Raw genomic sequence first — 21,099 nt, 5'->3', positions numbered from 1 at the left:
GCGCAGCGGATTCCAGCCCGCCGCCAGGCGCCACGGCGGGAAAGCCAACAACGTGGGAGGCAGGCCAAGCGCAGCGATTAGCCAAGCGCAGCGGAAAGGCCACGGACATAAGCCGCCTGCCCCGCATGCTGCAGACCATCGGCGATCACGCTGATGAGCCGGACGCCCAAGGTGACGGGTGGCGACCAGGAGCGGTCGACGATGCGGGGGAATTCCTCGTCGGCGAGGCCGGCGACATAGCGGACCGTGCTGTCGTGGACGGCCTGGTGATACCCCATCAGCAGCTCGGCGGTCAGGTCGCGTACTTTCGCCACGTTCAGGCGGGAGTGGCCGTAGCCGGTGTCGTCGGCCGCGAACGGCAGCCCGAAGCGTCCGTACCAGCCGTCCGAGGTCCAGATCTGCTCGGTGCCGGCCGCATCGGCGAGATGGTCGTCCTGGACCCTGGTGAGGTGCCAGACCAGCCAGCCGATCGAGTTGGCACCGTCGTCGGGGCGGGCGCCCAGCTCCTCGGGCCCGAGTCCGGTGACCGCCTCCTCGACGACCTCCCGGATACGGCCGAAGGCGTCGATGAGCAGGTCCGTGCTGGTGGTCATGGAGGCTCCTTTGCGGCGGCGGTCGGGCCCTGCGGGGCGCGCGGACATCGGTCCGGCGGTACGTCCATGATCCCAAGCCGGAGCGGCGAATCGGGGGAAGCCGGCGACTCTGGCCGAGTTCGTATGCCGGGCCGGGCAGGCCCGCAACCGAGGGCGCGGGTCATGGGTCATACCGGTCATGAGACGACGACTGAACCTGTGCATACGGCGGCGGTCCGGCGTCGGCCGCCGGGCGGGCGCGGCGCTCGCCCTCACGGCGCTGACGGTGCCGCTGACCGTGGCCTTCGGTTCCACCGCCCAGGCCGCCACCGCGTCCCCCTGCTTCGCGGTCCGCGGCCCCTACCAGAAGCAGGCCGAGAAGTTCCTCGGGCGCACGGTCGACGGCCGGCAGTCGGCAGCCGACTGCCGGGCCATCCGCGCCTTCCAGACCAGCCATGGCATCACCCCGAACATCGGCTACGCCGGGCCCGTCACCTGGGGCGTGATGACCCTCGTCGCGCGGCAGCGGGCCGCCGGGAACAACCCCAACAAGGACCGCAGGTGCCCCACGGACAGGGGGCGCATCGCCTGCGTCGACCTGACCCGGCAGCTCAGCTGGATCCAGGACGGACGGAGGCTGGTGTTCGGACCGGTGCCGGTCCGCACCGGACGGGACGGCTACGAGACCCGTACCGGCGCCAAGAAGGTCTACTGGCGCAACCTGCACCATGTGTCGACCCTGTACCACGTCGCCATGCCGTACAGCCAGTTCTTCGACGGCGGGCAGGCCTTCCACGCCATCGGCGGCAGCGTCTGGTCCGCGCCCGGCTCCCACGGCTGCGTCAACATGCGGAGCAACGACGCCAGGAAGTACTGGTCGCTGCTCAGGACCGGCGACGACGTCCACGTCTACGGCCGGAAGCCGGGTACCTGACCCGGTGGCACGGGCCGGAGGCCCGGCCCGTGCCGCGGCTGTGCGGCGTCGGCCGCCGGCCGCCGTTCCTGGGGTCACCCCTCAGGTCGTCAGCGCTTCTTGACGAAGGTTCGGCCCTGCTTCGCCCCGGAGGAGCAGGAAGCCATCTCCTCGTCGGTCATCTTGCGGGTCTTGACCGTCACCGCATTGCTCTTCCCGTCCGTGCCGTTGGGCGCGGGGCCGGTGACGGTGTCCGGCACGTACCAGTAGTAGTGCCCCCACTTCGGGCTGTCGTAGTGCGTCTGCCAGGTGCCCGACACGGTCTGCATGACCTGTGCCCGCGAGATCCAGCCCACTTCGCCGGGCTTCACCGTCATGTTGAGGGAGCTGCTCTCGGTGTGCGAGCTCGACCAGGTGTGGCTGTAGGTCGCGGTCACGCTCAGGTCGATCAGACCGGCGATCTTGCCGCCGGCGGTGACCGAGACGCCCGCGGAGTCCGTCGAGCCCACGGTGTCCGACCAGGTCATCGACTGGGTGGCGTCAGAAGTGGTGCAGTTGTAGAGGGAGTTGGAGACCTGGCGGAAGTCGCCGAGGTACGCCTTGCCGAGGACCGGCTCGTTGAAGCTGCACTTCCCCTCGCCGGAGGCGCAGTCGGCCATGAGCTGCTGACGGGTCGGGCCGTCGTCCGCGGCGGCCGCCGGTACGGCCATCGCCGCGACCAGCCCCAGTGCGGCTGTGGACAGCCCTATCAGCCGGCTTCCGTAGCGGAGCGTTCTGTTGTTCCTGTGCGTCATCTTGCTGTTGCCTCTCGTGCCTCTCGGCAGTTCGCACGGCCACATGGAAGCGACGGTTCCGGCGTTGAGGAGAGTCCGGATTTCGCCCGTCGCTGTTGCGTTTGAGACTGCTGTGAAACCTGAGTCAACTACACCAAGAATCGGCAAAGTTGTAGTTGATGGCGAAACAGTGCGTTTCGCGTGGAGGAAAGCGGAGGCTCCGTCAGGCAGCGGCGGAGGCTCCGCCCCGGACCGTGTCGACGGCCCGGGGGGTACGAAGCCGGTGTCGGGGGCGGCGGCTCACACGAGCGTCACGATCGCGGCGCCCAGACCGCCCAGTCCCAGGGCGAAGGCCGCGCTCGCCAGTCCGCCGTCCCGCCATCGGAAGGGCCTGTCGAGGGCGAGGCGGCCGGGGCCGACGGCGGCGATGGCGAGTGCGGCGGCCCCGATGATCAGGGGCAGTTCCATACCGCCCTCGTTCACCCAGAGGCCGTGCGGCGCGGCGAGGACCATGGCGTTGATCATCACGCCGATCAGGGCGGCGGCCGCGAGCGGGGTGAACAGCCCGACCGCGAGGCCGAGGCCACCGAGCAGCTCCGAGGCGCCGGCGATCCCGGCGAAGAGCTCGCCGGGGTGGTAGCCGTAGTCCGCGAAGGCCTTGCCGGTCCCGGTGAGCCCCGGGCCGCCGAAGAGGCCGAAGAGTTTCTGGGCGCCATGGCCGGCCATGATCAGTCCTGTCGCCAGGCGGAGGAGGAGCAGGCCGAGATCGGCGCCGGGAGAGCGAGAACGGGAGGTGTCGGACCGGGCGCTGCCGTCCGGTCGCCGCCCAGCGAGCAGTTTCATGACGGTGTCGCTTCCCGCACCGGCGGAACCCGGGACCACGGTGTCGTACACCGGCGCCGGTGCGCTCGTGGGGACCCTTACCACTGATCGTGCTACGCGGGAAGCCGTCTGCCTAGGGTTCCGGGCGGAATCGCCCGCCCTTTTCCCGCGCCCGCCCTCTCCCCGGCCCGTCCTGTCGCGGTGAGTACGGGCCTACCGGCCGGTACGCCCGCGTGCCCGCGCTCGGTGCGCCGGATGCCCGCTGCTCCGCACCCCCGATCCGTAGGCTGGTCGCATGAACAGTGATCTTTTCGACTCCGAGAACATGGCTGTGCCGGCCACCGCGCCCGGCATGACGCTGCAGAACGCGAAGTCGATCAAGTACGCGGTGAACGGCGAGTGTTACGCGCGCCAGGGCGCCATGGTCGCCTACCGCGGTGAGCTGCAGTTCGAGAAGCAGGGGCAGGGCGTCGGGAAGTTCCTCAAGCGTGCGGTCACGGGGGAGGGGCTGGCGCTGATGGCCGTGCGGGGCCAGGGCGAGGTGTGGTTCGCGCACGAGGCCGCCAACTGCTTCATCGTCGACCTCGCCCCCGGCGACGGTCTCTCGATCAACGGCCGCAACGTGCTCTGCTTCGACCCGTCCCTCTCCTACGAGGTCGGCGTCGTCAAGGGCGCCGGTATGGCCGGCGGCGGGCTCTTCAACTCCGTCTTCACCGGTCAGGGCAGACTGGGCATCGTGTGCGAGGGCAGCCCCATCGTGATTCCCGTCGCCCCGCAGGCTCCGGTGTTCGTCGACACCGACGCCGTGGTGGGCTGGAGCAGCGGCCTCCGGACCACCCTGCACCGCTCACAGAGCTTCGGGTCGATGCTCCGGGGCGGTTCCGGCGAAGCCGTCCAGCTCCGGCTCGACGGCGAGGGCTTCGTGATCGTACGGCCGAGCGAGCTCCGTCCGGAGAAGGCGTCCGGCAACTGATCACGTTCGATGCGCGGCCGCGTCCGATCCCGCCCGCCCCGCCCGCCCCGCCCGACCCCGCTCGACTTCGCTCCGTGAGCCGCCGCCTGGCATGATCCCGCTCATGGCTGAACGCGTGATTGCCGCATGTGACGGCGCATCGAAAGGAAACCCCGGGCCTGCGGGCTGGGCCTGGGTCGTCGCCGACGCACGGGAGACCGTCATCCGCTGGGAGGCCGGTCCCCTGGGCAGCGCGACGAACAACGTGGCGGAGCTCACCGCGCTGGAGCGCCTGCTGGCGGCCACCGACCCGGCCGTGCCGATCGAGATCCGGATGGACTCCCAGTACGCGATGAAGGCCGTCACGACCTGGCTGCCCGGCTGGAAGCGCAAGGGATGGAAGACCGCCTCGGGCAAGCCCGTCGCCAACCAGGAGCTCGTCGTCCGTATCGACGGACTGCTGGCGGGCCGCACCGTGGAGTTCCGGTACGTGCCCGCACACCAGGTGGACGGCGACCGGCTGAACGACTTCGCCGACCGGGCCGCGAGCCAGGCCGCGGTCGTCCAGGAGCCGGCCGGCAGCGAGCTCGGTTCCCCGGAGCCGCCCGCCTCGGCCGATGCCGTCCGGGGAGCGGGTGGTACGCGCCGTCGCACCTCGGGTCCCGGAGGGAAGACGAGTCCGGGGGCGCAGACGAAGGCGGCGAGGACGAGGACGTCGTCGCGGACCCTCAACGCCAAGTTCCCCGGTCGCTGCCGCTGCGGCCGGCCGTACGCGGCAGGTGAGCCGATCGCCAGGAACCCGGACGGCTGGGGGCACCCGGCGTGCCGCTCCGGAGCGGCACCGGCCGAGGCCTGAGAGGAGTCCGGAGGAGCTGCTCACAGGTCCGAGGAGCTGCTCAGAGGTCTCAGGTGTCCTCGGTGAGCCGGCGCACCCCGGTCTCGGCCTCCGCGTCGTCGGGCAGGTAGCACAGGAAGTGGTGCCCCGGCTCGTCCAGAGCGGCCAGCTTCACATACCGCAGGCGCAGGTCACCCACCCTCGGGTGCCGGAAGTGCCGCACCGCGGGCTGGTAGGCCGCGGTCTCCCGCCGCTCGTACCAGCGGGCCGCGTCCGGGTCCCGGGTGATCTCGTCGGCGATCTCCGCGTACCTCCGGTCCTCGGGGTGCCGGGCGGCGTGGGCGCGGAACTGCCCCAGCAGACCGCGCGCCTCGGACTCCCAGTCGACGAGCAGGGAGCGGGCCGGCGACCAACGGAACACCAGCCACGGCAGGTTGCGCTGCTTCGGTGGGAGACGCGCGGGATCGGTCAGCAGCGCGGCGTAGCCCGCGTTCCAGGCCAGCAGGTCCCAGTGCGGGTCGATGACCACGGCCGGGTTCGGCGCCACCGACTCCACCAGGGACAACAGGTTCCGGGAGACCCAGCCGGGCGGGCGGGCGGCGGCCGCGGGGGTGTCCTCGACGAAGGAGAGGACGTGCGCGGTCTCCGCCTCGTCCAGGCACAGCGCCCGTGCCACCGCGCGCAGTACCTGTTCCGACGTACGGACGCGCCCCTGCTCCAGCCACGCGTACCAGGAGCTGCTGATGCCGGCCCGTCCGGCCACCTCGTCGCGCCGCAGCCCGCGGGCGCGACGGCGCGGGGCCACCGGCAGGCCCAGTGCGGTGGGGGAGAGCCGTTCCCGGCGTGAGCGGAGGAAGGCACCCAGCTCCCCGCGGCGGGTGGTGAAGGGTCCCCCGTGGCGGGCGGGGGCGGGTTCCCCGTGGTGGGGAGGGAGGGGGCGCGCCTCGTCGTCGGCCGGTGGTTCCGTGACGCTCATCGCGTCGTCCTCTCCCTCTCTCCCGCGGTGTGGTGCGGGGCGTGCCGCGGTGTGGTGCGGGGCGTGCCGCCCCCTCCAGGCGCGCCGGTGAGCGCCCGGTCGTCGCCCACACGGTCGACCGCCGTCCGCACAGTATGTCCCGCCTGGCCCGGACGGCAGCCCGCTCAAGGTATGAGTGATCGTCACCGTTTGGCGGGCGGGGCCGGCCGCGGCGGGTGATGGGCTGGAGGGGAACCGGGCCCGGGACCGCCGGCCCGGGCGGAAAGGAGCAACCCCTCCGTGCCCGAGCAGTCCACGCCGTCCATACCGTCCATACCGTCCATGCCCTCCAAGCTGTCCACTGCGTCCACCGGATCCGGCGGACCGGACCCGTCCGCGCCGTCGCGACCGCCGGCCGCCCCGGCTCCGCCCACCCGCGCCCTCCGTCTGCTGCGGGCCGCCGGCCTGGTCAGCAACTTCGACCGGTTCTGTATCGCCCCCATGCTCGTACTCATCGCCGGCCCACTCGGCACCGGCCTGTCGACGATGGCGCTGGCCGCCGGCGTCTACTACCTCACCTACGGGCTGATGCAGCCGGCATGGGGCCTCGCCAGCGACCGGATGGGACGGATCCGGGTACTGCGGCTCTCCCTCGCGGCCGGCTCCCTCGCCGCGGCGCTCTCGGCGCTCGCACCGAACGCCCCGCTGCTGATCGTGGCCCGTGCCCTCTCCGGAGCCTGCTTCGCGGCCTGCATCCCGGCCACCCTGAGCCACATCGGTGACGTCGTCCCCGCCGAGCGGCGGCAACGCCCGCTCACCGACCTCATGACCGCGTTCTCCCTGGGCACGGCGCTGGGCACGGTCACGGCCGGCGTGCTGGCGCACTACGCAGGCTGGCGGCTGGTCTTCGCCCTGCCGGCCCTGCTCGCCGGGTACCTCTGGCACGCCCTGCGGCACCTTCCCGAACCGGCCCGCCGGCCCTCCGGCTCCCCCCTCCTGGCCCCCTTCCGGGTCGTGCTCGCCACGCCGTGGATGTGGTATGTCATGGCCGTCGCCCTGCTCGAAGGCGCCGTACTGCTGGGCTTCTTGACGTACCTGGCGCCGGCGCTGGAGGCCCGGGGAGTGCCGGCCCCGGTGGCCGGGGCGGTGTCGGCGCTCTACGGTGTGGGCGCCATGGCGTGCGCACAGCTGGTCAAGAAGCTGGTGGGCCGGTGGAGTCCCACCGCGCTGATCGTGGCGGGCGGCGCGCAGGCAGGTGCGGCCTATGCGCTCGCGGCGGTGAGCCGGTCCGAACTCGCCCTGGCGGTCACCGCGTTGCTGCTCGGCACCGGCTGGTCGTTCCTGCACACCACGGTCCAGGCGTGGGCCACCGCCGTGACCCCGGCGGCGCGGGCGACCGGGGTCGCGATGTTCGGCGTCAGCCTGTACGGCGGCAGCGCGCTCGCCGGCGGCCTGACGGCCGGCGCGGCGGGACACCATGCCTACGGCGGCATCTTCCTCGCCGCCGCCCTGCTGACGATTCCGCTGACCCTCGCGGCCGCCATCGGGCGGGCCCGCTACCGGTGTTCGCCCGCCGCCTGACGTCCGCGACAGAGCAGGGAACGACGGAACAGGGCGGGGAATGCCGGACAGAGCAGGAAACCACAGGAGGCGGCGGGAGGCAGGAGGAAACAGCGGGGTTCGGCCAGTTGCGTGACAGTGCCTGGCATCCCTCTCCAGGCCCGGCCACGATGGCGTGATGACCACAGCGGACCGCCACGGACACACCCTGACCGACACCGGCGCCGAAGCTCTTGCCCGGTACGAACAGGCGCTGGACGACCTGCTCTTCTTCCGCCCCGAGGTCCTGGACCACGCGCGGGCGGTCCTCGCCGACTCGCCGCGTTCGGTGATGGGCCGGATTCTCGTCGCCTACCTGGGCGTCCTGGCGACCGAGGAGAAGGACGCGGCAGCCGCCCGCGAGGCCTTCCTCCGCTTCCGCTCCGGCCTCGACCCCACGCGGCTGACGCCCCGCGAGCGCGGGCACACCGCCGCCGTCACGGCCTGGCTGGACGGTGACCTCCACGGCGCCGGCCGCCTCCTCGGCGACCTCTCCCTCGCGTTCCCCCGCGATGCGCTGGCGCTCTTCGCCGGGCATCAGCACGACTTCCTCACCGGCGACGCCCAGCGCCTGCGCGACCGCATCGGCGGTGCCCTCGATGCCTGGGACGAGGACGACCCCCACCACGGTCCGCTGCTCGGCATGTACGCGTTCGGTCTGGAGGAGTCGGGCCACTACGAACACGCCGAACAGGTCGGCCTGGCGGCCCTCGCCCAGCACCCCGACGACGTCTGGGGCATCCACGGCGTGGTCCACACCTACGAGATGCGCGGACGGTTCGCCGACGGCATCCGCTTCCTCGACGCCCGTACCGACGACTGGGCGAGCGGCACCCTGCTCACCGGGCACAACTGGTGGCACTACGCCCTCTACGCCCTGGAGACCGGTGACACCTCCCGGGTCCTGGAGATCTACGACTCCGCCCTCCACCACGACGGGTCGGCCGGCGCGGCGATGGAACTGCTCGACGCCGCGGCGCTGTTGTGGCGGCTGTACCTGGCCGAGGACGTGCAGAGCGCCCGGTGGGCCAGGCTCGCCGACGCCTGGGAGAGCCGCCGGGACGGCCCGTACTACGCCTTCAACGACGCCCATGCGGTGATGGCCTACGTCGGAGCGGGCCGTATCGCGCAGGCCCAGCGCCTCGTCCAGGACCGGGAACGCTGGCTGGCGACGGCGCCCGGCGTGTGCAACCGCGCGATGACGGCGGACATCGGCCTGCCGGTCTGCCGCGCGCTGATCGCCTACGGGCAGCAGGACCACGACCGGGCGGCGGACCTGTTGTTGCCGGTCCGCCACCGGCTGAACGACTTCGGCGGCAGCCACGCCCAGCGCGACGCGATCCAGCGGACCCTCGTCGAAGCCGCCCTCCGCGCGGGCCGTACCGACCTCGCCCGCACCCTCCTCAGCGAACGTATCCAGCTGCGTCCGATCTGCCCGTACAACTGGTCGGCCAAGGCCCGCCTGGAAGAACGGCTGGGGGACCCGGCCCGGGCGGCGGCGGCCCGGGCACGCGCCGCCGCACAGGCGGGAGCGTGACGACGGCGGGCCGCCGACCGGCCGAGGAGGACGGTCAGTCGCCGGGGAACGGGGGAAGGGACCCGGAGCCGGGAGGAACTCCGGGAAGTGTGCGCCGGAACAGGCCCGTCCAGAGGAAGGATTCGCCGAAGAGCGGGGATTCCGGCGGCTCGTGGCGCATCCGGCGCAGCTCGACCTCCGTCAGGCCGGCGAAGATCCCGCGCAGGGACTCCGCGCTGTAGGCGAGGCCACCGTGGAGGCGGGCCTGGCGGTAGAGGTCGGCGTCGTCGAGTTCGCAGCCCGCCTCACCGCCGGCCGCAAAGCAGGCGAGGGCGAAGTGCCCGAGCGGGGCGAGGTGCCGCTCGAGGAGGGCGAGGTCGCTGATCCGGCGGTGCGGTGGCAGGTGGTGGAAGCAGCCGGAGTCGTAGATGAGGTCGTACGGGCCGCCGAGTTCGGTGCCGGCGAGGGCGAACACGTCGCCGCACCGGAACCGTACCCCGGCCCCTTCCGCGCGGGCGCGGTCCTCGGCCCAGGCGATCGCCGCCGGTGAGAGGTCGACGGCGTCCACCTCGAAGCCCAGCGACGCGAGATGGAGCGCGTTGCGGCCCGGGCCGCACCCCACGTCGAGGGCGCGGCCCGGGGATATCAGGCCGCGGTCGAGGTACGAGACCAGGTTCCTGCGATGCTAGGGCGCGACGGGATGAAAGCCCAGTTCAGCGGGTATGTCCCCAGGCTCCTGCCGGGCGTGGGAGGGGCTCGGGCGAGGCCGGGAAGGGGATGTTCGCGGGCCGGGAGGACGGGACGCGGGTGCCCCCGCCGAAGGGCGTCACGGGGGCGATATGCACCGGGCCGGACCGGCTTTCCGTCCGCTTCGAGTCCGCTCAGTCCTCGGCCCGCTGGGTGACCGGTGCTTCGGTACGGTCGCCCAGGAACTCGTACCAGCGGCGGCGCAGACACACGTAGCGGGTGTCCGCCTCGACGAGGGCGAGGAACGCGGTGACGGTCTCACCGAGGCGTTCCTGCAGCCCCGGATCGGTCAGCTGGCCGTCGTCGGTGAAGCCCTTGTGGGCCGCGGCGAGGCTGAACATGTCCGGGTAGACCCGGGTGCCCAGGTGCTCCAGCGGGATCCGCAGGGCCCACAGCCCCCGGTTGCCGCCGACCAGCGACGGAGAGGCCGACAGCAGGAGCGCGTGCTTGGTCTTGAACGGCTGCGGCCGGACCCGCGAGACCCAGTCGACGGCGTTCTTCACCACTCCCGGCACGGACGCGTTGTACTCGGGCGAGGAGAGGACGAACGCGTCGCACCGCTCCAGCCGCTCGCACAGCGCCAGGGCACCGTCCGGCAGTCCCTGCTCCGCCTCCATGTCGCCGTCGTACAGCGGCATGTCGAACTCCCGCATCGAGGCGAGGTCCACATCGGCGCCGGAGCGGGAGAGCATCCGGGCGGCGAGCGCGGCCAGTCGCGCGTTGGTCGACTCCGTCCGGAGCGCGGCGCCGAGGACGAGTACGCGCAGCGGTCCGGCTGCGGCGGCGGTGGCGGGCATCGTCGGATCACGTCCTTCCGTCCTGTACGTCCGTCTGTCCTGGACGTCCTGCGTCATGCACGTGCGCCCGGGCGCGTCCTTCTCGTGTGCCGCACGTCCGCCGGGCATGACATCCACGACATCCGGGGCAAGTGTGACGGCGTTTCCGCTCGCCACGCGTACGCCGCGCCCGGGGCAGGGAAGGAGGAGTGAACCGATGGTGAGTGAGTGAAGGACGGTGAGAGGGATGCTGGTCCTGGCGCGCGCGGAGGTCGAGGCGCTGCTCGACATGGACGCGCTGATCGACGCCCTGGCGTCGGCGATGACGGACCTCAGCGCGGGACGGGCCTCGGCCCCGGACCGGGTCGCCGCGCCGGTTCCCGGGCGGGACGGCTTCCTGGCGGCCATGCCGGGCTTCGTCCCGTCCGCCGGGGCGCTGACCAGCAAGCTGGTCTCCGTCTTCCCGCACAACTCCGGCACACCGCTGCCGACCCACCAGGCGCTGATCGCCGTCTTCGACCCGGACACCGGTGAGCCCACGGCGCTGCTGGACGGTACGGCGATCACCACGGCACGTACCGCCGCCTGCTCGGCGCTCTCGGCGCGGCTGCTGGCCCGCGAGGACGCCTCCGTACTGGCGGTCCTGGGGACGGGCGTCCAGGCCAGGGCCCATGCCGGGGCGATGTGCCGGGTCCGCCCGATCCGGCGGATCCGGGTGGCGGGCCGGGACGGCGCCAAGGCCGCCGCCCTGGCCGACGCGCTCTCGGCCGAACTCCGGCTTCCCGTCGAGGCGACGGCGACGTACGCCGAGGCGCTCGACGGCGCGGACATCGCGGCGGCGGCCACCCACGCCGTCGACCCGGTGATCCGCCGGCCCTGGCTGGCCCCCGGCGTGCATGTGACCTCGGTCGGCTTCCACCCGGGCGGCCGCGAGATCGACGACGCCACCGTCGCCGAGGCGCTCGTCTGCGTGGAATCGCGGCAGGCGGCACTGGCGCCCTTCCCCACGGGCAGCGGCGACCTGCTCGGCCCGATCCGCGACGGCGTCATCACGGAACACCATGTCCACGCCGAGCTCGGCGAACTGCTCGCCGGCCGCAGACCGGGCCGGTCCTCGGCGGACCAGATCACCCTGTACAAATCCGTCGGGGTGGCGGTGCAGGATGCCGCGGCCGCGGCGCTCGTGGTCGCGTCCGCCCGTGAGCGGTCGGCGGGTGCGGAGGTCCGGTTGTGGTGAGGGCACGGGCGTAGGGCGGTGCGGGCGTGCCCCGGCGCGTGTTTCCGTCACGGGTCCCGGCCGTTTCCGGCGGGGGCACCCTCGAACGCCGCTGTAACGTCCGCGACGCGGCTCCCGGCGTACCGTCTGGGCATGCTTCTATGGCTCAACGGACCATTCGGCGGCGGAAAGACGCAGACCGCGTACGAGATCCAGCGGCGGCTGCCGGGCAGCGTCGTCTGCGACCCCGAGCATGTCGGCTTCGGCCTGCACCGGACGCTGCGGATGCTGCCGCCGTCCCTGCGCCGCGACTTCCAGGACCTCCGGGCCTGGCGGCAGGGCGTGTTCGAGGTGCTCGACCTGGCCCTGACCCGGTACCACGGCACCGTCATCGCGCCGATGACGGTGGTGGAGCCGGTCTACTTCCGCGAGACCGTGGGCCGGCTCCGGGAGCACGGCCACGACGTCCGGCACTTCGCGCTGCTGGCCGACCGGGAGACCGTCCTCAGGCGCCTGCGGGAACGAGGCATCGGCCACCTGGTGGGTGCCCTCGCGGGCAAGCAGACGGCGCTGCGGCGGGAGAGCTTCGCGGTGTCGAAGCTCGACCTCTGCCTGGAGCGCCTCCGCGCGCCGGAGTTCGCGGAGCACATCCGGACCGACCGGATCTCCGTCCCGCAGGTCGCCGATCACATCGCCGCCTCGGCCGGGCTGACGCTCGCGCCGAACACGGACGGAGCCCTCCACGGGCGCCTCCGCCGGGCCTGGACGGGGGTCAAGCACATCCGCTTCGACTGAACATATATTCGAATTTACGGTTACGCTGGACGCATGGGCACGCATCTTCAGGGCTCGCTCTTCGACCAGACCGACGAGATCCGCCTCGGTCCGCTGCACGGGCTGCGCCGGACCGAACTCGGCGACGGGGCCTGGATCGATCTGCTGCCCGGGTGGCTGAGCGGGGCGGACGCCCTGTTCCTGCGGCTCGTCTCCGAGGTTCCCTGGCAAGCCGAGCGGCGGCACATGTACGACCACGTGGTGGACGTACCACGGCTGCTCGCCTTCTACCACGCCGGCGACCCGCTGCCGCACCCGGTGCTGACCCGGGCCCGGGACGCGCTCTCCGCCCACTACGCCGATGAGCTGGGGGAACCGTTCACCACGGCCGGCCTGTGCTACTATCGGGACGGCCGCGACAGCGTGGCCTGGCACGGTGACCGGTCCGGCCGCGGCGCCCGGGCGGACACGATGGTCGCCATCCTGTCGGTGGGAGCGCCGCGCGACCTGCTGCTCCGGCCACGGCACGGCCATGGCACCGTCCGGCGGCCGCTGGGGCACGGCGACCTGATCGTGATGGGCGGCTCCTGCCAGCGGACCTGGGAGCACGCCATCCCCAAGACGGCCCACGCGCCGGGACCGCGGATCAGCATCCAGTTCCGGCCCCACGACGTGCGATGAGCCGCCCGCCGATCCGATCGCGACAACTTCGCCCGGCGGCTGGCCGGAAGTCGACCGGAGGGCAACGCTCGACAGCCGGCCGGCCCTCTTACCGCATGTACGCCGGTTACCTTTGTTTCCTTCTTCTGTGGGGGTGGACGATGCGACGGTTGGGGACGACGGCAGCGGTGCTGTTGCTGACGGGAGCGGGCCTGCTGGGCACGGCCGGTACGGCCGGTGCCGCGGCCGTACCGACGGGTGCGCCCGGGCCGGCCCAGGACTGTCCGACGAACTGGGGCAGTACGGTCAAGGCGGTGACGGGCTCGTACGCCGAGCCACTGCGGAACATCAGGACCGGGCGGAACGCGTGTTACGACCGGATGGTCTTCGACATCGGCGGTGCGCCGGACGGCAGGGTCGGCTACCACGTCGGCTATGTCGACGCGTTCCACCAGGACGGGTCCGGCGAGCGGATCCCGGTCCGCGGCGGGGCCATTCTGCAGATCTACGTGTCGGCGCCGAGCTACGACCCCTCGACGGGCGAGCAGGCCTACGCGGGCGAGGCGGGCAAACCGCTGCCGGGCGTCGACGTCGGCGGCTACCGGACGTTCAGGGACACCAGGTTCGGCGCGAGCTTCGAGGGCCAGACCCAGGTCGGCCTGGGGGTACGCGCCAGGCTGCCGTTCCGGGTGACACAGTCCGGCGACCGGCTCATCGTGGACGTCGCGCACAGCTGGTGACCTGACCGCACCCGGGCCCTCGGCCCGGGGCTCCGGGCGCCGCCAGGTCACCGGGAAGCCGTCGGTCAGAGGAAGTCGACACCCTGCGCGAGCGGCAGGTCGTCCGAGTGGTTCACGGTGTTCGTCGCCCGGCGCATATACGCCCGCCAGGCATCCGAGCCGGACTCGCGGCCGCCGCCGGTCTCCTTCTCACCGCCGAACGCCCCGCCGACCTCGGCGCCCGAGGTGCCGATGTTGACGTTGGCGATACCGCAGTCCGAGCCGTCGGCGGCGAGGAAGCGCTCGGCCTCCCGCTGGTCCCGGGTGAAGATGCTGGAGGACAGGCCCTGCGGTACGCCGTTCTGCAGCGCGATGGCCTCGTCGAGGGTGCGGTAGGTCAGGACGTACAGGATGGGGGCGAAGGTCTCCTCGCGCACGACGGCCGTCTGGGCCGGCATCCGGACCACCGCCGGGCGGACATAGGCGGCCTCGGGGGCGCTCTCCCGGAGCCGGCGGTCGCCGCCGGTCAGCAGCTTCCCGCCGTCGGCCCGGGCGGCGGTCAGCGCGGCGTTCATCGCCGCCAGGGCCGAGGTGCTGATCAGCGGGCCGACGAGCGTCCCGTCCTCGAAGGGGTTGCCCACGGGCAGTTGCTCGTAGGCGTGCACGACCTTCTCCTGTAGCCGGTCCACGAGGTCTTCGTGGACGATCAGCCGGCGCAGGGTGGTGCAGCGCTGCCCGGCCGTACCGGCGGCGGCGAAGACGATGCCGCGCACGGCGAGGCCGAGGTCGGCCGAGGGGGTGACGATCGCCGCGTTGTTGCCGCCCAGTTCCAGCAGGCAGCGGCCGAAGCGGGCGGCGACGCGCGGGGCGACCGCGCGCCCCATGCGCACCGAGCCGGTGGCGCTGACCAGCGCGATGCGGGCATCGTCGACGAGGCGTTCACCGGTGCCCTGGTGACCCGGCACCAGACGGTGCACCGCGGCGGGCGCACCGGTCTCCGCCGCGGCCCGGGCGAGCAGCGCGTCGCAGGCCAGCGCGGTGAGCGGGGTCAGCTCCGACGGCTTCCAGACCACAGTGTCGCCGCACACCAGGGCGAGCGCGGTGTTCCAGGACCACACCGCGACCGGGAAGTTGAACGCGGAGATGACGCCGACCACACCGAGCGGGTGCCAGGTCTCACAGAGCCGGTGCCCGGGCCGTTCGGAGGCCATGGTGCGCCCGTAGAGCTGACGGGAGAGCCCCACGGCGAAGTCACAGATATCGATCATCTCCTGGACCTCGCCCAGGGCCTCGGAGCGGATCTTGCCGGCCTCGAGGGTGACCAGATCGGCCAGGTCGTCCCGGTGCGCGGTCAGCAGTTCACCGAGCCGCTTCACCAGAGCGCCGCGCCGCGGCGCGGGCACCGTGCGCCACTGCCGGAAGGCCGCATGGGCCTGGGCGACGGCCGCGTCCACGTCCTCGTCGGCGGCGGCCGGCAGCCGGAACAGGGTGCCGCCGGTCAGCGGCGTACGGGACACCAGCTCGCCTGTGTCGCCGGGGAGCGGGACCCCGCAGCGGTGCAGGCTCCGGGTGGCCAGGGCGCGCAGCGCGGCGGTGTCCGGAAGGTGCGTGCGGGCGGTCGTGGTCATGGTGCGGGCTCCTCGTCAGTCGCGGGTGCGGGGGACCGGCGCCGCGGTCCGGGTCAGGGCCGGCCGCCGGCCGGGGGCGCGATCGCCAGGGCACGGTGCGCCGCGTGCAGCGAGCGGTCCTGCTGGGCGGTGTAGAGGTCGTACGGGTCGTGCACCGTGCGCCCGATGGCCTCGGCGAGCCATCGCGCGTCGTAGGGGGTCGCCGTCCGGGAGGCGTCCCGGGTGCCCTCGTCGGTGAGGTTGGACTGGAAGATCCCGGCCGCGGAGCGGGGCAGGAAGTCCTCGTAGACGATGGGACGGGCGGTGAGCCAGCCGTCGGCGAGCAGCGCCGCACGGCCGGTGGGCGGCCGCCGCCCGTCGCGGGGGCGGCCGGTGACCGGGTGGTAGGTGAAGAACGCCAGCCCGTCGGCGGCCAGCCGGTGTTCCTCGCGGGGGAACCGCGCCTCCCACAGGCCGCGGGCCACCTCCTGTGCGGTGGCCCCGGGCCGCTCGGCGAGCCGCCGGTCGGTCTCCGCGGCGAGCTCGTCGTACCGGGCCCGGCCGGCGCGGGTGAGGGCGATACCGCGGGCCTCGACCTCGCCGAAGCGCACCCGCAGGGACGAGGTGGTGAGGCTGCCGTCGGGCTCGCGGAACGTCCGGGGTTCGGCGAGCGCACGGAACGAGGTCTGCCGCAGCAGCACATCGGGTCCCGCCCACCGCGGCGGGCCCTGGATCCGGTCGATCATGGCGATACCGCGCCCCGCCATCAGGGCGTAGAGCCGGTCGATGTCCAGGACGCGGGGAGTGAGGTGGTTGAGGTGCGTGCCGGCCACCCCGCCGATGTCGGCGGCCACCGCGGAGACCCGCTCCAGCTCGGCGTACCAGGCCCGGTCGACGGGCTCACGGGACAGCGCGAAGGCGGCGACGGCGAGACCGAGGAAGCGCTCGGCCCGCTCCTCGGGGAGCCCGCCCTCCCGTTCGGCGTGCCCTGCCAGTTCGATCAGCTCCGGCGGGAAGAGCCGGCGGCGGGCCAGGAACGCCTCCAGCCGGGCCTGCAGACCGGCGTCGAAGAAGCGCCGGTCGGCGGGGGTGAGCAGGGAGGTGAAGACCCGGAACGGGTTACGGGCCAGCTCCTCGGTGCCGAGGGGCCGGAAGGCGGTGGACACCACCGGAACCGCGCTGGACGCCGCCTCGCGCAGATCGTAGAAACCCACCGGGTGCATGCCCAGCGCGGCGAAGACCTGGGCCGCCTGGCGCAGCTCCCCCGGGGTGCCGACGCGGATGGCCCCATGGCGTTCCGCGGTGACCCGGTCGATACCGCCCAGGCGTCCGGCGTCCGGATCCCGGCGCACGACCTCGTCGTTGACCTGTCCCGCCACGTCGAGCAGCGTGGTGTATGCGGGGACCTCGGTCCCGTACATGTCCGACAGACGGCGGGCGAACGCGGCACGCAGCCGCCAGGTGGGGACCATGTGAACCTCCTGGAGCGAGGGGCGGTGACCACGGAGCCGGCCCGCCGTCAGATGACATGGGCCTCGGGCCGGCTCCGCTGCCCGCCGAACCGGGCCGCGGAGAGCGGGGCGACATCGACCGCCGGAGCGGTGCCGAGGTACAGATCGCGGACGGTCTCCCCGACCGCGGGCGCCTGGAGGAACCCGTGGCCGGAGAACCCGGTGGCGTACAGGAACCGGCTGACCCCGTCCGCCTCACCGATCAGCGCGTTGCGGTCCGGCGTCATCTCGTACAGGCCGGCCCAGCCGCCGGTGACGGGCAGTCCGCTCAGCGCGGGCGCGCGGCGCCGGGCGGCCGCCCGGAACGGCTCCAGCCATTCCCGGGTGAACTCACGGCCGAAACCCGGCTCCTGACGGGGATCCGACATGCCCAGCAGGAGCCCGTCCGCGCCGTCGTTGTGGAAGTAGAGCGTGGAGTCCGGATCGAGGGTGAACGGGATCCGCGGCGGAGCCGGGCGCAGCGGCCCGGTGAAGGCGACCTGCCGCCGCAGCGGAGTGACCGGCAGGCTCACCCCGGCCATCGCCCCGACGGCGGCGGACCAGGCTCCCGCACAGCAGATCACGGTCCCGGTGCGTACCGTGCCGTGCGGTGTGCGCACCGCCCGGACCGTCCCGTCGGCGGTGTCGATCGCGGTGACGGGGCAGCCGCCGCGTACGGTCGCCCCGTACCGGCGGGCCGCTGCCGGATAGCCGGTCACCGCCGGCCCGGGCAGCGCCCACCCGTCACCGGGCGAGTACGCGCCGGCGACGATACCGCCGGGGTCGACGAAGGGGCACAGCCCGTGCGCCTCGAGCGGGGTGACGAGGCGGCTCGGCACGCCCAGCCCGCGTTGTACGGCGATGCTCCGCTCGAAGACGGCCACCTGCTCGGCATCACCGAGGAGGAACAGGTACCCGGCACGCTCCAGCCCGATCTCGGCACCGGGCCGCCGGGTGAAGTCGCGCCAGGCCTCCAGACTGCGCCGGCCGAGCCGGATGTTGACCGGATCGGAGAACTGCGCCCGCACCCCGCCGATCGGCTTGCCGGACGAACCGGCTCCCGGCCGGTCGCGCTCCGGCAGGAGCACCCTCCCGGCACCGGCCTCGGCCAGGTGGAACGCGATGCTCGCCCCGATGACACCGCCGCCGACGACCACCACGTCGGCGGCCCCGGGGAGGGCGGCGGAAGCCGCGGTGAGAGCCATCCCAGGCCTTCCCGTCTGCTCGTCCGGAACGGACCACACGGCCGGCGGGCACCCCGCACCCGGGCGGCCTGCCGCGCACCCGCCGGTGCACAGATCGTCGCGCGCCGCGCCCCGGGGCGTCCACCACCGGGCCCCGCGGCGGATCCCCCAGGGGCCCGATACGGCCACGGTGCAGGGAGCCGTGCGGCCAGGGCCACGCGCCGGAGTGAGGGTCCCGTCGGGCCCGGCGGGCCGCCCCCGGTGTCACCCCACCGCAGGAACTCTCCACGAACCAGCCGGTCGCACCCGGGCCCGGGACGGCGCCCTGCTTACCATCACCGCAGCCCCGGACACCCGTCCGGGCACCCTGCCGTCACCACGATCATCGAGTCGGGAGAGGCCGTATGAACGCCAGAGCGGGCTCGGTCCAGGCGCTGACCCTCCAGCCGGCCGGGGGAGCCGGGCAGCACGCCGGACGCCTGGAAGCCTTCGCCGACCCGCTGAAGGCCCGGCTCGTCGACAGCAACTCGCTGCGCCCGGTGCCCGGTGCGGAGGTGACGTTCTGCTGGACGTCCACCAGCCAGCAGGCCCTCTTCGAGGGCGACGAGATCGCCGTCACCGTACGCACCGACGCCGGCGGATACGCCGAGACCCCGCCCCTCGTGGCGGGCGACGCGGCCGGTACGGCCCTGTTCACCGCGACCGCCGAAGGCGCCGCCCCGGAGGAGTTCGCGGTCACGGTCGACCCCTGAACCCGCCCCGCCGGGAGGGGAGCGAACGGAATCCGGGCGTGGTACGGCGTCCGGGGTGGTCCGGAGTCCGTGGGTATATGTGCCGTCGTGGCCGCGCCGGATGCCCCGGAGCGGCGGAAGGGAGCGGTGGCGATGGAGCGGACCACATGCTGTGTGGTGGGCGGCGGACCCGCCGGGATGGTGCTGGCGCTGCTGCTGGCCCGGGCCGGAGTGGCGGTCACGGTCCTGGAGAAGCACGGCGACTTCCTCCGCGACTTCCGCGGCGACACCGTCCACCCGTCCACCCTGGCGCTCCTGGACGACCTGGGGCTGACCGAGCGGTTCGCCCGTCTGCCGCAGCGGCGGGTGACGACGGTTCAGCTGCCGCTCGGCCGGGACGGTTCGCTGGTCACCGTCGGGGACATCGGCGCGCTGCGCGGCAGGTTCAACTACATCGCCATGGTGCCCCAGTGGGACCTCCTCGACCTGCTGGCGGACGAGGCCGGGCGGGAGCCGTCGTTCTCGCTGCGGATGAGCACCGAGGCGACCTCCTTCCTGACCGAACGGGGCCGGGTCACCGGTGTGCGGTACCGCACCGCCGACGGCCGCACCGGTGAGCTGCGGGCCACCCTCACCGTGGCCTGCGACGGCCGGGGCTCACTGGCCCGCTCCCTGCCGGAACTGCGCCTGCGGCGGTTCACCTGCCCCATGGACGCCTGGTGGTTCCGGCTGCCCCGGCGCGCGGACGACCCGCACGGCCTGGTGGGAGGCGTCGGCGACCGGCTGCTCGCCGCGATGATCGACCGCGGGGAGTACTGGCAGTGCGCCGCGCTGATCCCCAAGGGCACCGACGCCGAGCGCCGCGCCGCCGGCCTCGCGCCGTTCATGGCCAACTACGCGGTCGCCGCCCCCTGGCTCGCCGACCGGGTCCACGCGCTCGGCTCCTGGGACGAGGTGAAGCTGCTCGACGTACGGCTCGACCGCCTCCGGCGCTGGCACCGCCCGGGACTGCTGTGCATCGGCGACGCGGCGCACGCGATGTCACCGGTCTTCGGCATCGGCATCAACCTCGCCGTCGAGGACGCGGTGGCCGCCGCCCGGTACCTCGTCGAGCCGCTGCGCGCGGGTACGGTCGGCCTGCGCGACGTACGCGCCGTCCAGCGCCGCCGGTGGCCGACGACCGCACTGACGCAGGCGCTTCAGAGGTTCGCCCATGCCCGGGTCATCGGACCGGTACTGGCGGGGGAGGCGCCCTTCGGCAACCCCCGGCGGGCGCGGCGGATGGCCGAGTGGGTCACCACCTCACGCCGGCTGAACCGGGTACCGGCGTACTTCCTCGCCTACGGCGCCGTACGGGAACGCCCGCCGGCCGCGTCGGTGCGGTGAACGCCCGCACCTGGTCCGGGCCATGGCCTTTTCCGGGGCTTAGCCCGCCGTTCCGAAGTCCTGCGTCCAGTAATCACCGGGCTGGGCGAGACCCACGCCGATTTCCTTGAAGGAACAGTCGAGGATATTGCGCTTGTGGCCCGGGCTGGTCATCCAGCCCTCCATCACGCTCTCGGGAGTGGAGTAGCCGTAAGCGACATTCTCGCCGTAGGAACTCCAGCTGTAGCCGGCCCGGGAGAGCCGCTCCTCCGGAGCGGAACCGTCGGAGCCCGTATGGGACATAGCGCGGTGCTCCGCCATGTCTTCGCTGTGATCCTGCGCGGCCTTGGTCAGCTTCGCATTCAGCTTCAGCGGTGAGCATCCGGCCTTGCCGCGCTCACTGTTGACGAGTTCGAGCACGCGGGCCGCGGCCCCGGACGCCGGGGCGGCGGATTCCGAGGTGTTCGGGGACGGGGTGGCGGCCTTCGGCGTCTGCGCCGATGCCGCGCTCTGCCACCGGCCGGGGCCTCGGCTGTCGGTGTTCCCCTCCCCGTCCAGACACGCCGTCGCGACCGACGGCACGGCCACGGCGCTGATGGCGACGGCCGCGATCGTTATCTTCCGGTAGTGCCGCTTTCTGCGGTGCTTCGTCATCGATGACCTCACTGAGCTGGGGGTATGCCGTGAGGTCGTCATTCTTGGGACCGCTTGAGGAGAGGACAAGGGAGCTCTCTACTACTCCTGTTCGTAGGAGTTTCCGCTCCTTGTCACGGGCGTATCGACGTGCTGCCGGAAACCCGGATCTCGATGTGCAGGGATGGCGCGCCGTCAGAATCCCTTGAATGGTGAAGGAGCGGGCACAGGTAAAGGCTCGGGCGCATACCGGAAGGCTG

The 21,099-nt window shown here is 73.0% G+C and carries 20 protein-coding genes and 1 pseudogene; 11 read left to right on the top strand and 10 right to left on the bottom strand.

The features are described from left to right. Window positions 1-77: 77 nt before the first annotated feature. Window positions 78-593, bottom strand: coding sequence for a mycothiol transferase (locus AZE13_RS27895; RefSeq protein ID WP_066937881.1), 516 nt, complete (start codon window positions 591-593; stop codon window positions 78-80). Window positions 594-771: 178 nt separating this feature from the next. On the opposite strand from AZE13_RS27895, the gene AZE13_RS27890 reads away from it, so the two are divergent. After that, a complete protein-coding gene (locus tag AZE13_RS27890) occupies window positions 772-1,506 on the top strand; it encodes a L,D-transpeptidase (protein WP_066937879.1) in 735 nt (244 codons plus the stop codon). A gap of 89 nt (window positions 1,507-1,595) precedes the next feature. Here AZE13_RS27890 and AZE13_RS27885 read toward each other — a convergent pair whose 3' ends face one another. Together AZE13_RS27885 and AZE13_RS27880 are read right to left on the bottom strand one after the other, a co-directional pair. Further along, complete coding sequence (locus tag AZE13_RS27885; protein WP_079124440.1) at window positions 1,596-2,279, bottom strand: hypothetical protein; 684 nt, start codon at window positions 2,277-2,279, stop codon at window positions 1,596-1,598. 279 nt (window positions 2,280-2,558) lie between these two features. Then, on the bottom strand, window positions 2,559-3,101 hold the full coding sequence (locus AZE13_RS27880) for a DoxX family protein (RefSeq protein WP_079124450.1): 543 nt from the start codon (window positions 3,099-3,101) through the stop codon (window positions 2,559-2,561). A gap of 274 nt (window positions 3,102-3,375) precedes the next feature. Here AZE13_RS27880 and AZE13_RS27875 point away from each other — a divergent pair, with 274 nt between their 5' ends. After that, on the top strand, window positions 3,376-4,053 hold the full coding sequence (locus AZE13_RS27875) for an AIM24 family protein (RefSeq protein WP_066937876.1): 678 nt from the start codon (window positions 3,376-3,378) through the stop codon (window positions 4,051-4,053). Window positions 4,054-4,144: 91 nt separating this feature from the next. Next, window positions 4,145-4,888, top strand: coding sequence for a ribonuclease H (locus tag AZE13_RS27870; RefSeq protein ID WP_066937874.1), 744 nt, complete (start codon window positions 4,145-4,147; stop codon window positions 4,886-4,888). A 49-nt stretch (window positions 4,889-4,937) separates the two neighbouring features. On the opposite strand, the gene AZE13_RS27865 is transcribed toward AZE13_RS27870, so the two are convergent. Further along, the gene (locus AZE13_RS27865) at window positions 4,938-5,843 is read right to left on the bottom strand and encodes a helix-turn-helix transcriptional regulator (protein WP_066937872.1); all 906 of its coding nucleotides are present in this window, start codon (window positions 5,841-5,843) and stop codon (window positions 4,938-4,940) included. A gap of 279 nt (window positions 5,844-6,122) precedes the next feature. Between AZE13_RS27865 and AZE13_RS27860 the strand changes: the two genes are divergently transcribed. Together AZE13_RS27860 and AZE13_RS27855 are read left to right on the top strand one after the other, a co-directional pair. Then, window positions 6,123-7,403, top strand: coding sequence for an MFS transporter (locus AZE13_RS27860; protein WP_258528030.1), 1,281 nt, complete (start codon window positions 6,123-6,125; stop codon window positions 7,401-7,403). A gap of 157 nt (window positions 7,404-7,560) precedes the next feature. Continuing rightward, window positions 7,561-8,958, top strand: a complete 1,398-nt coding sequence (locus AZE13_RS27855) for a tetratricopeptide repeat protein (protein WP_066937871.1) — start codon at window positions 7,561-7,563, stop codon at window positions 8,956-8,958. Between the two features lie 34 nt (window positions 8,959-8,992). On the opposite strand, the pseudogene AZE13_RS27850 reads toward AZE13_RS27855, so the two are convergent. Beyond that, window positions 8,993-9,613 (bottom strand): annotated as a pseudogene (locus AZE13_RS27850) (class I SAM-dependent methyltransferase); the annotation flags it as partial. A 205-nt stretch (window positions 9,614-9,818) separates the two neighbouring features. Then, window positions 9,819-10,481, bottom strand: coding sequence for an NADPH-dependent FMN reductase (locus AZE13_RS27845; RefSeq protein ID WP_066937869.1), 663 nt, complete (start codon window positions 10,479-10,481; stop codon window positions 9,819-9,821). Between the two features lie 226 nt (window positions 10,482-10,707). Here AZE13_RS27845 and AZE13_RS27840 point away from each other — a divergent pair, with 226 nt between their 5' ends. The 4 genes from AZE13_RS27840 (at window position 10,708) to AZE13_RS27825 (ending at window position 13,850) form a co-directional block, all read left to right on the top strand. Continuing rightward, window positions 10,708-11,697 carry an ornithine cyclodeaminase family protein gene (locus AZE13_RS27840; RefSeq protein WP_066937867.1) on the top strand — a complete coding sequence of 330 codons (990 nt, stop codon included), beginning with the start codon at window positions 10,708-10,710 and terminating at the stop codon, window positions 11,695-11,697. A gap of 132 nt (window positions 11,698-11,829) precedes the next feature. Beyond that, window positions 11,830-12,471 (top strand): AAA family ATPase, encoded by a 642-nt coding sequence (locus tag AZE13_RS27835; RefSeq protein ID WP_066937865.1) that lies wholly within the window; start codon window positions 11,830-11,832, stop codon window positions 12,469-12,471. 33 nt (window positions 12,472-12,504) lie between these two features. Next, complete coding sequence (locus AZE13_RS27830; protein WP_066937862.1) at window positions 12,505-13,131, top strand: alpha-ketoglutarate-dependent dioxygenase AlkB; 627 nt, start codon at window positions 12,505-12,507, stop codon at window positions 13,129-13,131. Between the two features lie 140 nt (window positions 13,132-13,271). Further along, window positions 13,272-13,850 carry a hypothetical protein gene (locus AZE13_RS27825; RefSeq protein WP_066937860.1) on the top strand — a complete coding sequence of 193 codons (579 nt, stop codon included), beginning with the start codon at window positions 13,272-13,274 and terminating at the stop codon, window positions 13,848-13,850. A 65-nt stretch (window positions 13,851-13,915) separates the two neighbouring features. On the opposite strand, the gene AZE13_RS27820 is transcribed toward AZE13_RS27825, so the two are convergent. Genes AZE13_RS27820 through AZE13_RS27810 form a run of 3 tightly spaced genes read right to left on the bottom strand, consistent with a single transcriptional unit; the run spans window position 13,916 to window position 18,131 of the window. Then, entirely contained in the window at window positions 13,916-15,457 is a 1,542-nt protein-coding gene (locus tag AZE13_RS27820; RefSeq protein ID WP_066937859.1) for an aldehyde dehydrogenase family protein, read from the bottom strand. A gap of 53 nt (window positions 15,458-15,510) precedes the next feature. Further along, window positions 15,511-16,908, bottom strand: a complete 1,398-nt coding sequence (locus tag AZE13_RS27815) for a VOC family protein (protein ID WP_066937857.1) — start codon at window positions 16,906-16,908, stop codon at window positions 15,511-15,513. Window positions 16,909-16,955: 47 nt separating this feature from the next. Further along, window positions 16,956-18,131 carry an NAD(P)/FAD-dependent oxidoreductase gene (locus AZE13_RS27810; protein WP_066937856.1) on the bottom strand — a complete coding sequence of 392 codons (1,176 nt, stop codon included), beginning with the start codon at window positions 18,129-18,131 and terminating at the stop codon, window positions 16,956-16,958. A gap of 383 nt (window positions 18,132-18,514) precedes the next feature. Between AZE13_RS27810 and AZE13_RS27805 the strand changes: the two genes are divergently transcribed. Both AZE13_RS27805 and AZE13_RS27800 read left to right on the top strand, forming a co-directional pair. Beyond that, window positions 18,515-18,862 (top strand): Ig domain-containing protein, encoded by a 348-nt coding sequence (locus tag AZE13_RS27805; RefSeq protein ID WP_066937854.1) that lies wholly within the window; start codon window positions 18,515-18,517, stop codon window positions 18,860-18,862. Between the two features lie 132 nt (window positions 18,863-18,994). Continuing rightward, on the top strand, window positions 18,995-20,227 hold the full coding sequence (locus AZE13_RS27800; RefSeq protein ID WP_066938068.1) for an FAD-dependent oxidoreductase: 1,233 nt from the start codon (window positions 18,995-18,997) through the stop codon (window positions 20,225-20,227). A gap of 39 nt (window positions 20,228-20,266) precedes the next feature. Here AZE13_RS27800 and AZE13_RS27795 read toward each other — a convergent pair whose 3' ends face one another. Continuing rightward, on the bottom strand, window positions 20,267-20,860 hold the full coding sequence (locus AZE13_RS27795) for a CAP domain-containing protein (protein WP_066937851.1): 594 nt from the start codon (window positions 20,858-20,860) through the stop codon (window positions 20,267-20,269). Between the last annotated feature and the right edge of the window lie 239 nt (window positions 20,861-21,099).

It is taken from the genome of Streptomyces sp. NBRC 110611 (assembly GCF_001590865.1).
GTDB lineage: Bacteria > Actinomycetota > Actinomycetes > Streptomycetales > Streptomycetaceae > Streptomyces.
This window is presented reverse-complemented; position numbering and strand designations above follow the sequence as displayed.

Excerpts from the sequence above, each read along its gene's own strand:
- AZE13_RS27840 (WP_066937867.1), top strand. The coding sequence starts at position 10,708 with ATGCTGGTCCTGGCGCGCGCGGAGGTCGAGGCGCTGCTCGACATGGAC.
- AZE13_RS27820 (WP_066937859.1), bottom strand. The coding sequence starts at position 15,457 with ATGACCACGACCGCCCGCACGCACCTTCCGGACACCGCCGCGCTGCGC.
- AZE13_RS27885 (WP_079124440.1), bottom strand. The coding sequence starts at position 2,279 with ATGACGCACAGGAACAACAGAACGCTCCGCTACGGAAGCCGGCTGATA.
- AZE13_RS27835 (WP_066937865.1), top strand. The coding sequence starts at position 11,830 with ATGCTTCTATGGCTCAACGGACCATTCGGCGGCGGAAAGACGCAGACC.
- AZE13_RS27825 (WP_066937860.1), top strand. The coding sequence starts at position 13,272 with ATGCGACGGTTGGGGACGACGGCAGCGGTGCTGTTGCTGACGGGAGCG.
- AZE13_RS27870 (WP_066937874.1), top strand. The coding sequence starts at position 4,145 with ATGATCCCGCTCATGGCTGAACGCGTGATTGCCGCATGTGACGGCGCA.
- AZE13_RS27875 (WP_066937876.1), top strand. The coding sequence starts at position 3,376 with ATGAACAGTGATCTTTTCGACTCCGAGAACATGGCTGTGCCGGCCACC.
- AZE13_RS27805 (WP_066937854.1), top strand. The coding sequence starts at position 18,515 with ATGAACGCCAGAGCGGGCTCGGTCCAGGCGCTGACCCTCCAGCCGGCC.
- AZE13_RS27865 (WP_066937872.1), bottom strand. The coding sequence starts at position 5,843 with ATGAGCGTCACGGAACCACCGGCCGACGACGAGGCGCGCCCCCTCCCT.
- AZE13_RS27800 (WP_066938068.1), top strand. The coding sequence starts at position 18,995 with ATGGAGCGGACCACATGCTGTGTGGTGGGCGGCGGACCCGCCGGGATG.
- AZE13_RS27855 (WP_066937871.1), top strand. The coding sequence starts at position 7,561 with ATGACCACAGCGGACCGCCACGGACACACCCTGACCGACACCGGCGCC.
- AZE13_RS27890 (WP_066937879.1), top strand. The coding sequence starts at position 772 with ATGAGACGACGACTGAACCTGTGCATACGGCGGCGGTCCGGCGTCGGC.
- AZE13_RS27795 (WP_066937851.1), bottom strand. The coding sequence starts at position 20,860 with ATGACGAAGCACCGCAGAAAGCGGCACTACCGGAAGATAACGATCGCG.
- AZE13_RS27845 (WP_066937869.1), bottom strand. The coding sequence starts at position 10,481 with ATGCCCGCCACCGCCGCCGCAGCCGGACCGCTGCGCGTACTCGTCCTC.
- AZE13_RS27815 (WP_066937857.1), bottom strand. The coding sequence starts at position 16,908 with ATGGTCCCCACCTGGCGGCTGCGTGCCGCGTTCGCCCGCCGTCTGTCG.
- AZE13_RS27830 (WP_066937862.1), top strand. The coding sequence starts at position 12,505 with ATGGGCACGCATCTTCAGGGCTCGCTCTTCGACCAGACCGACGAGATC.
- AZE13_RS27810 (WP_066937856.1), bottom strand. The coding sequence starts at position 18,131 with ATGGCTCTCACCGCGGCTTCCGCCGCCCTCCCCGGGGCCGCCGACGTG.
- AZE13_RS27895 (WP_066937881.1), bottom strand. The coding sequence starts at position 593 with ATGACCACCAGCACGGACCTGCTCATCGACGCCTTCGGCCGTATCCGG.
- AZE13_RS27880 (WP_079124450.1), bottom strand. The coding sequence starts at position 3,101 with ATGAAACTGCTCGCTGGGCGGCGACCGGACGGCAGCGCCCGGTCCGAC.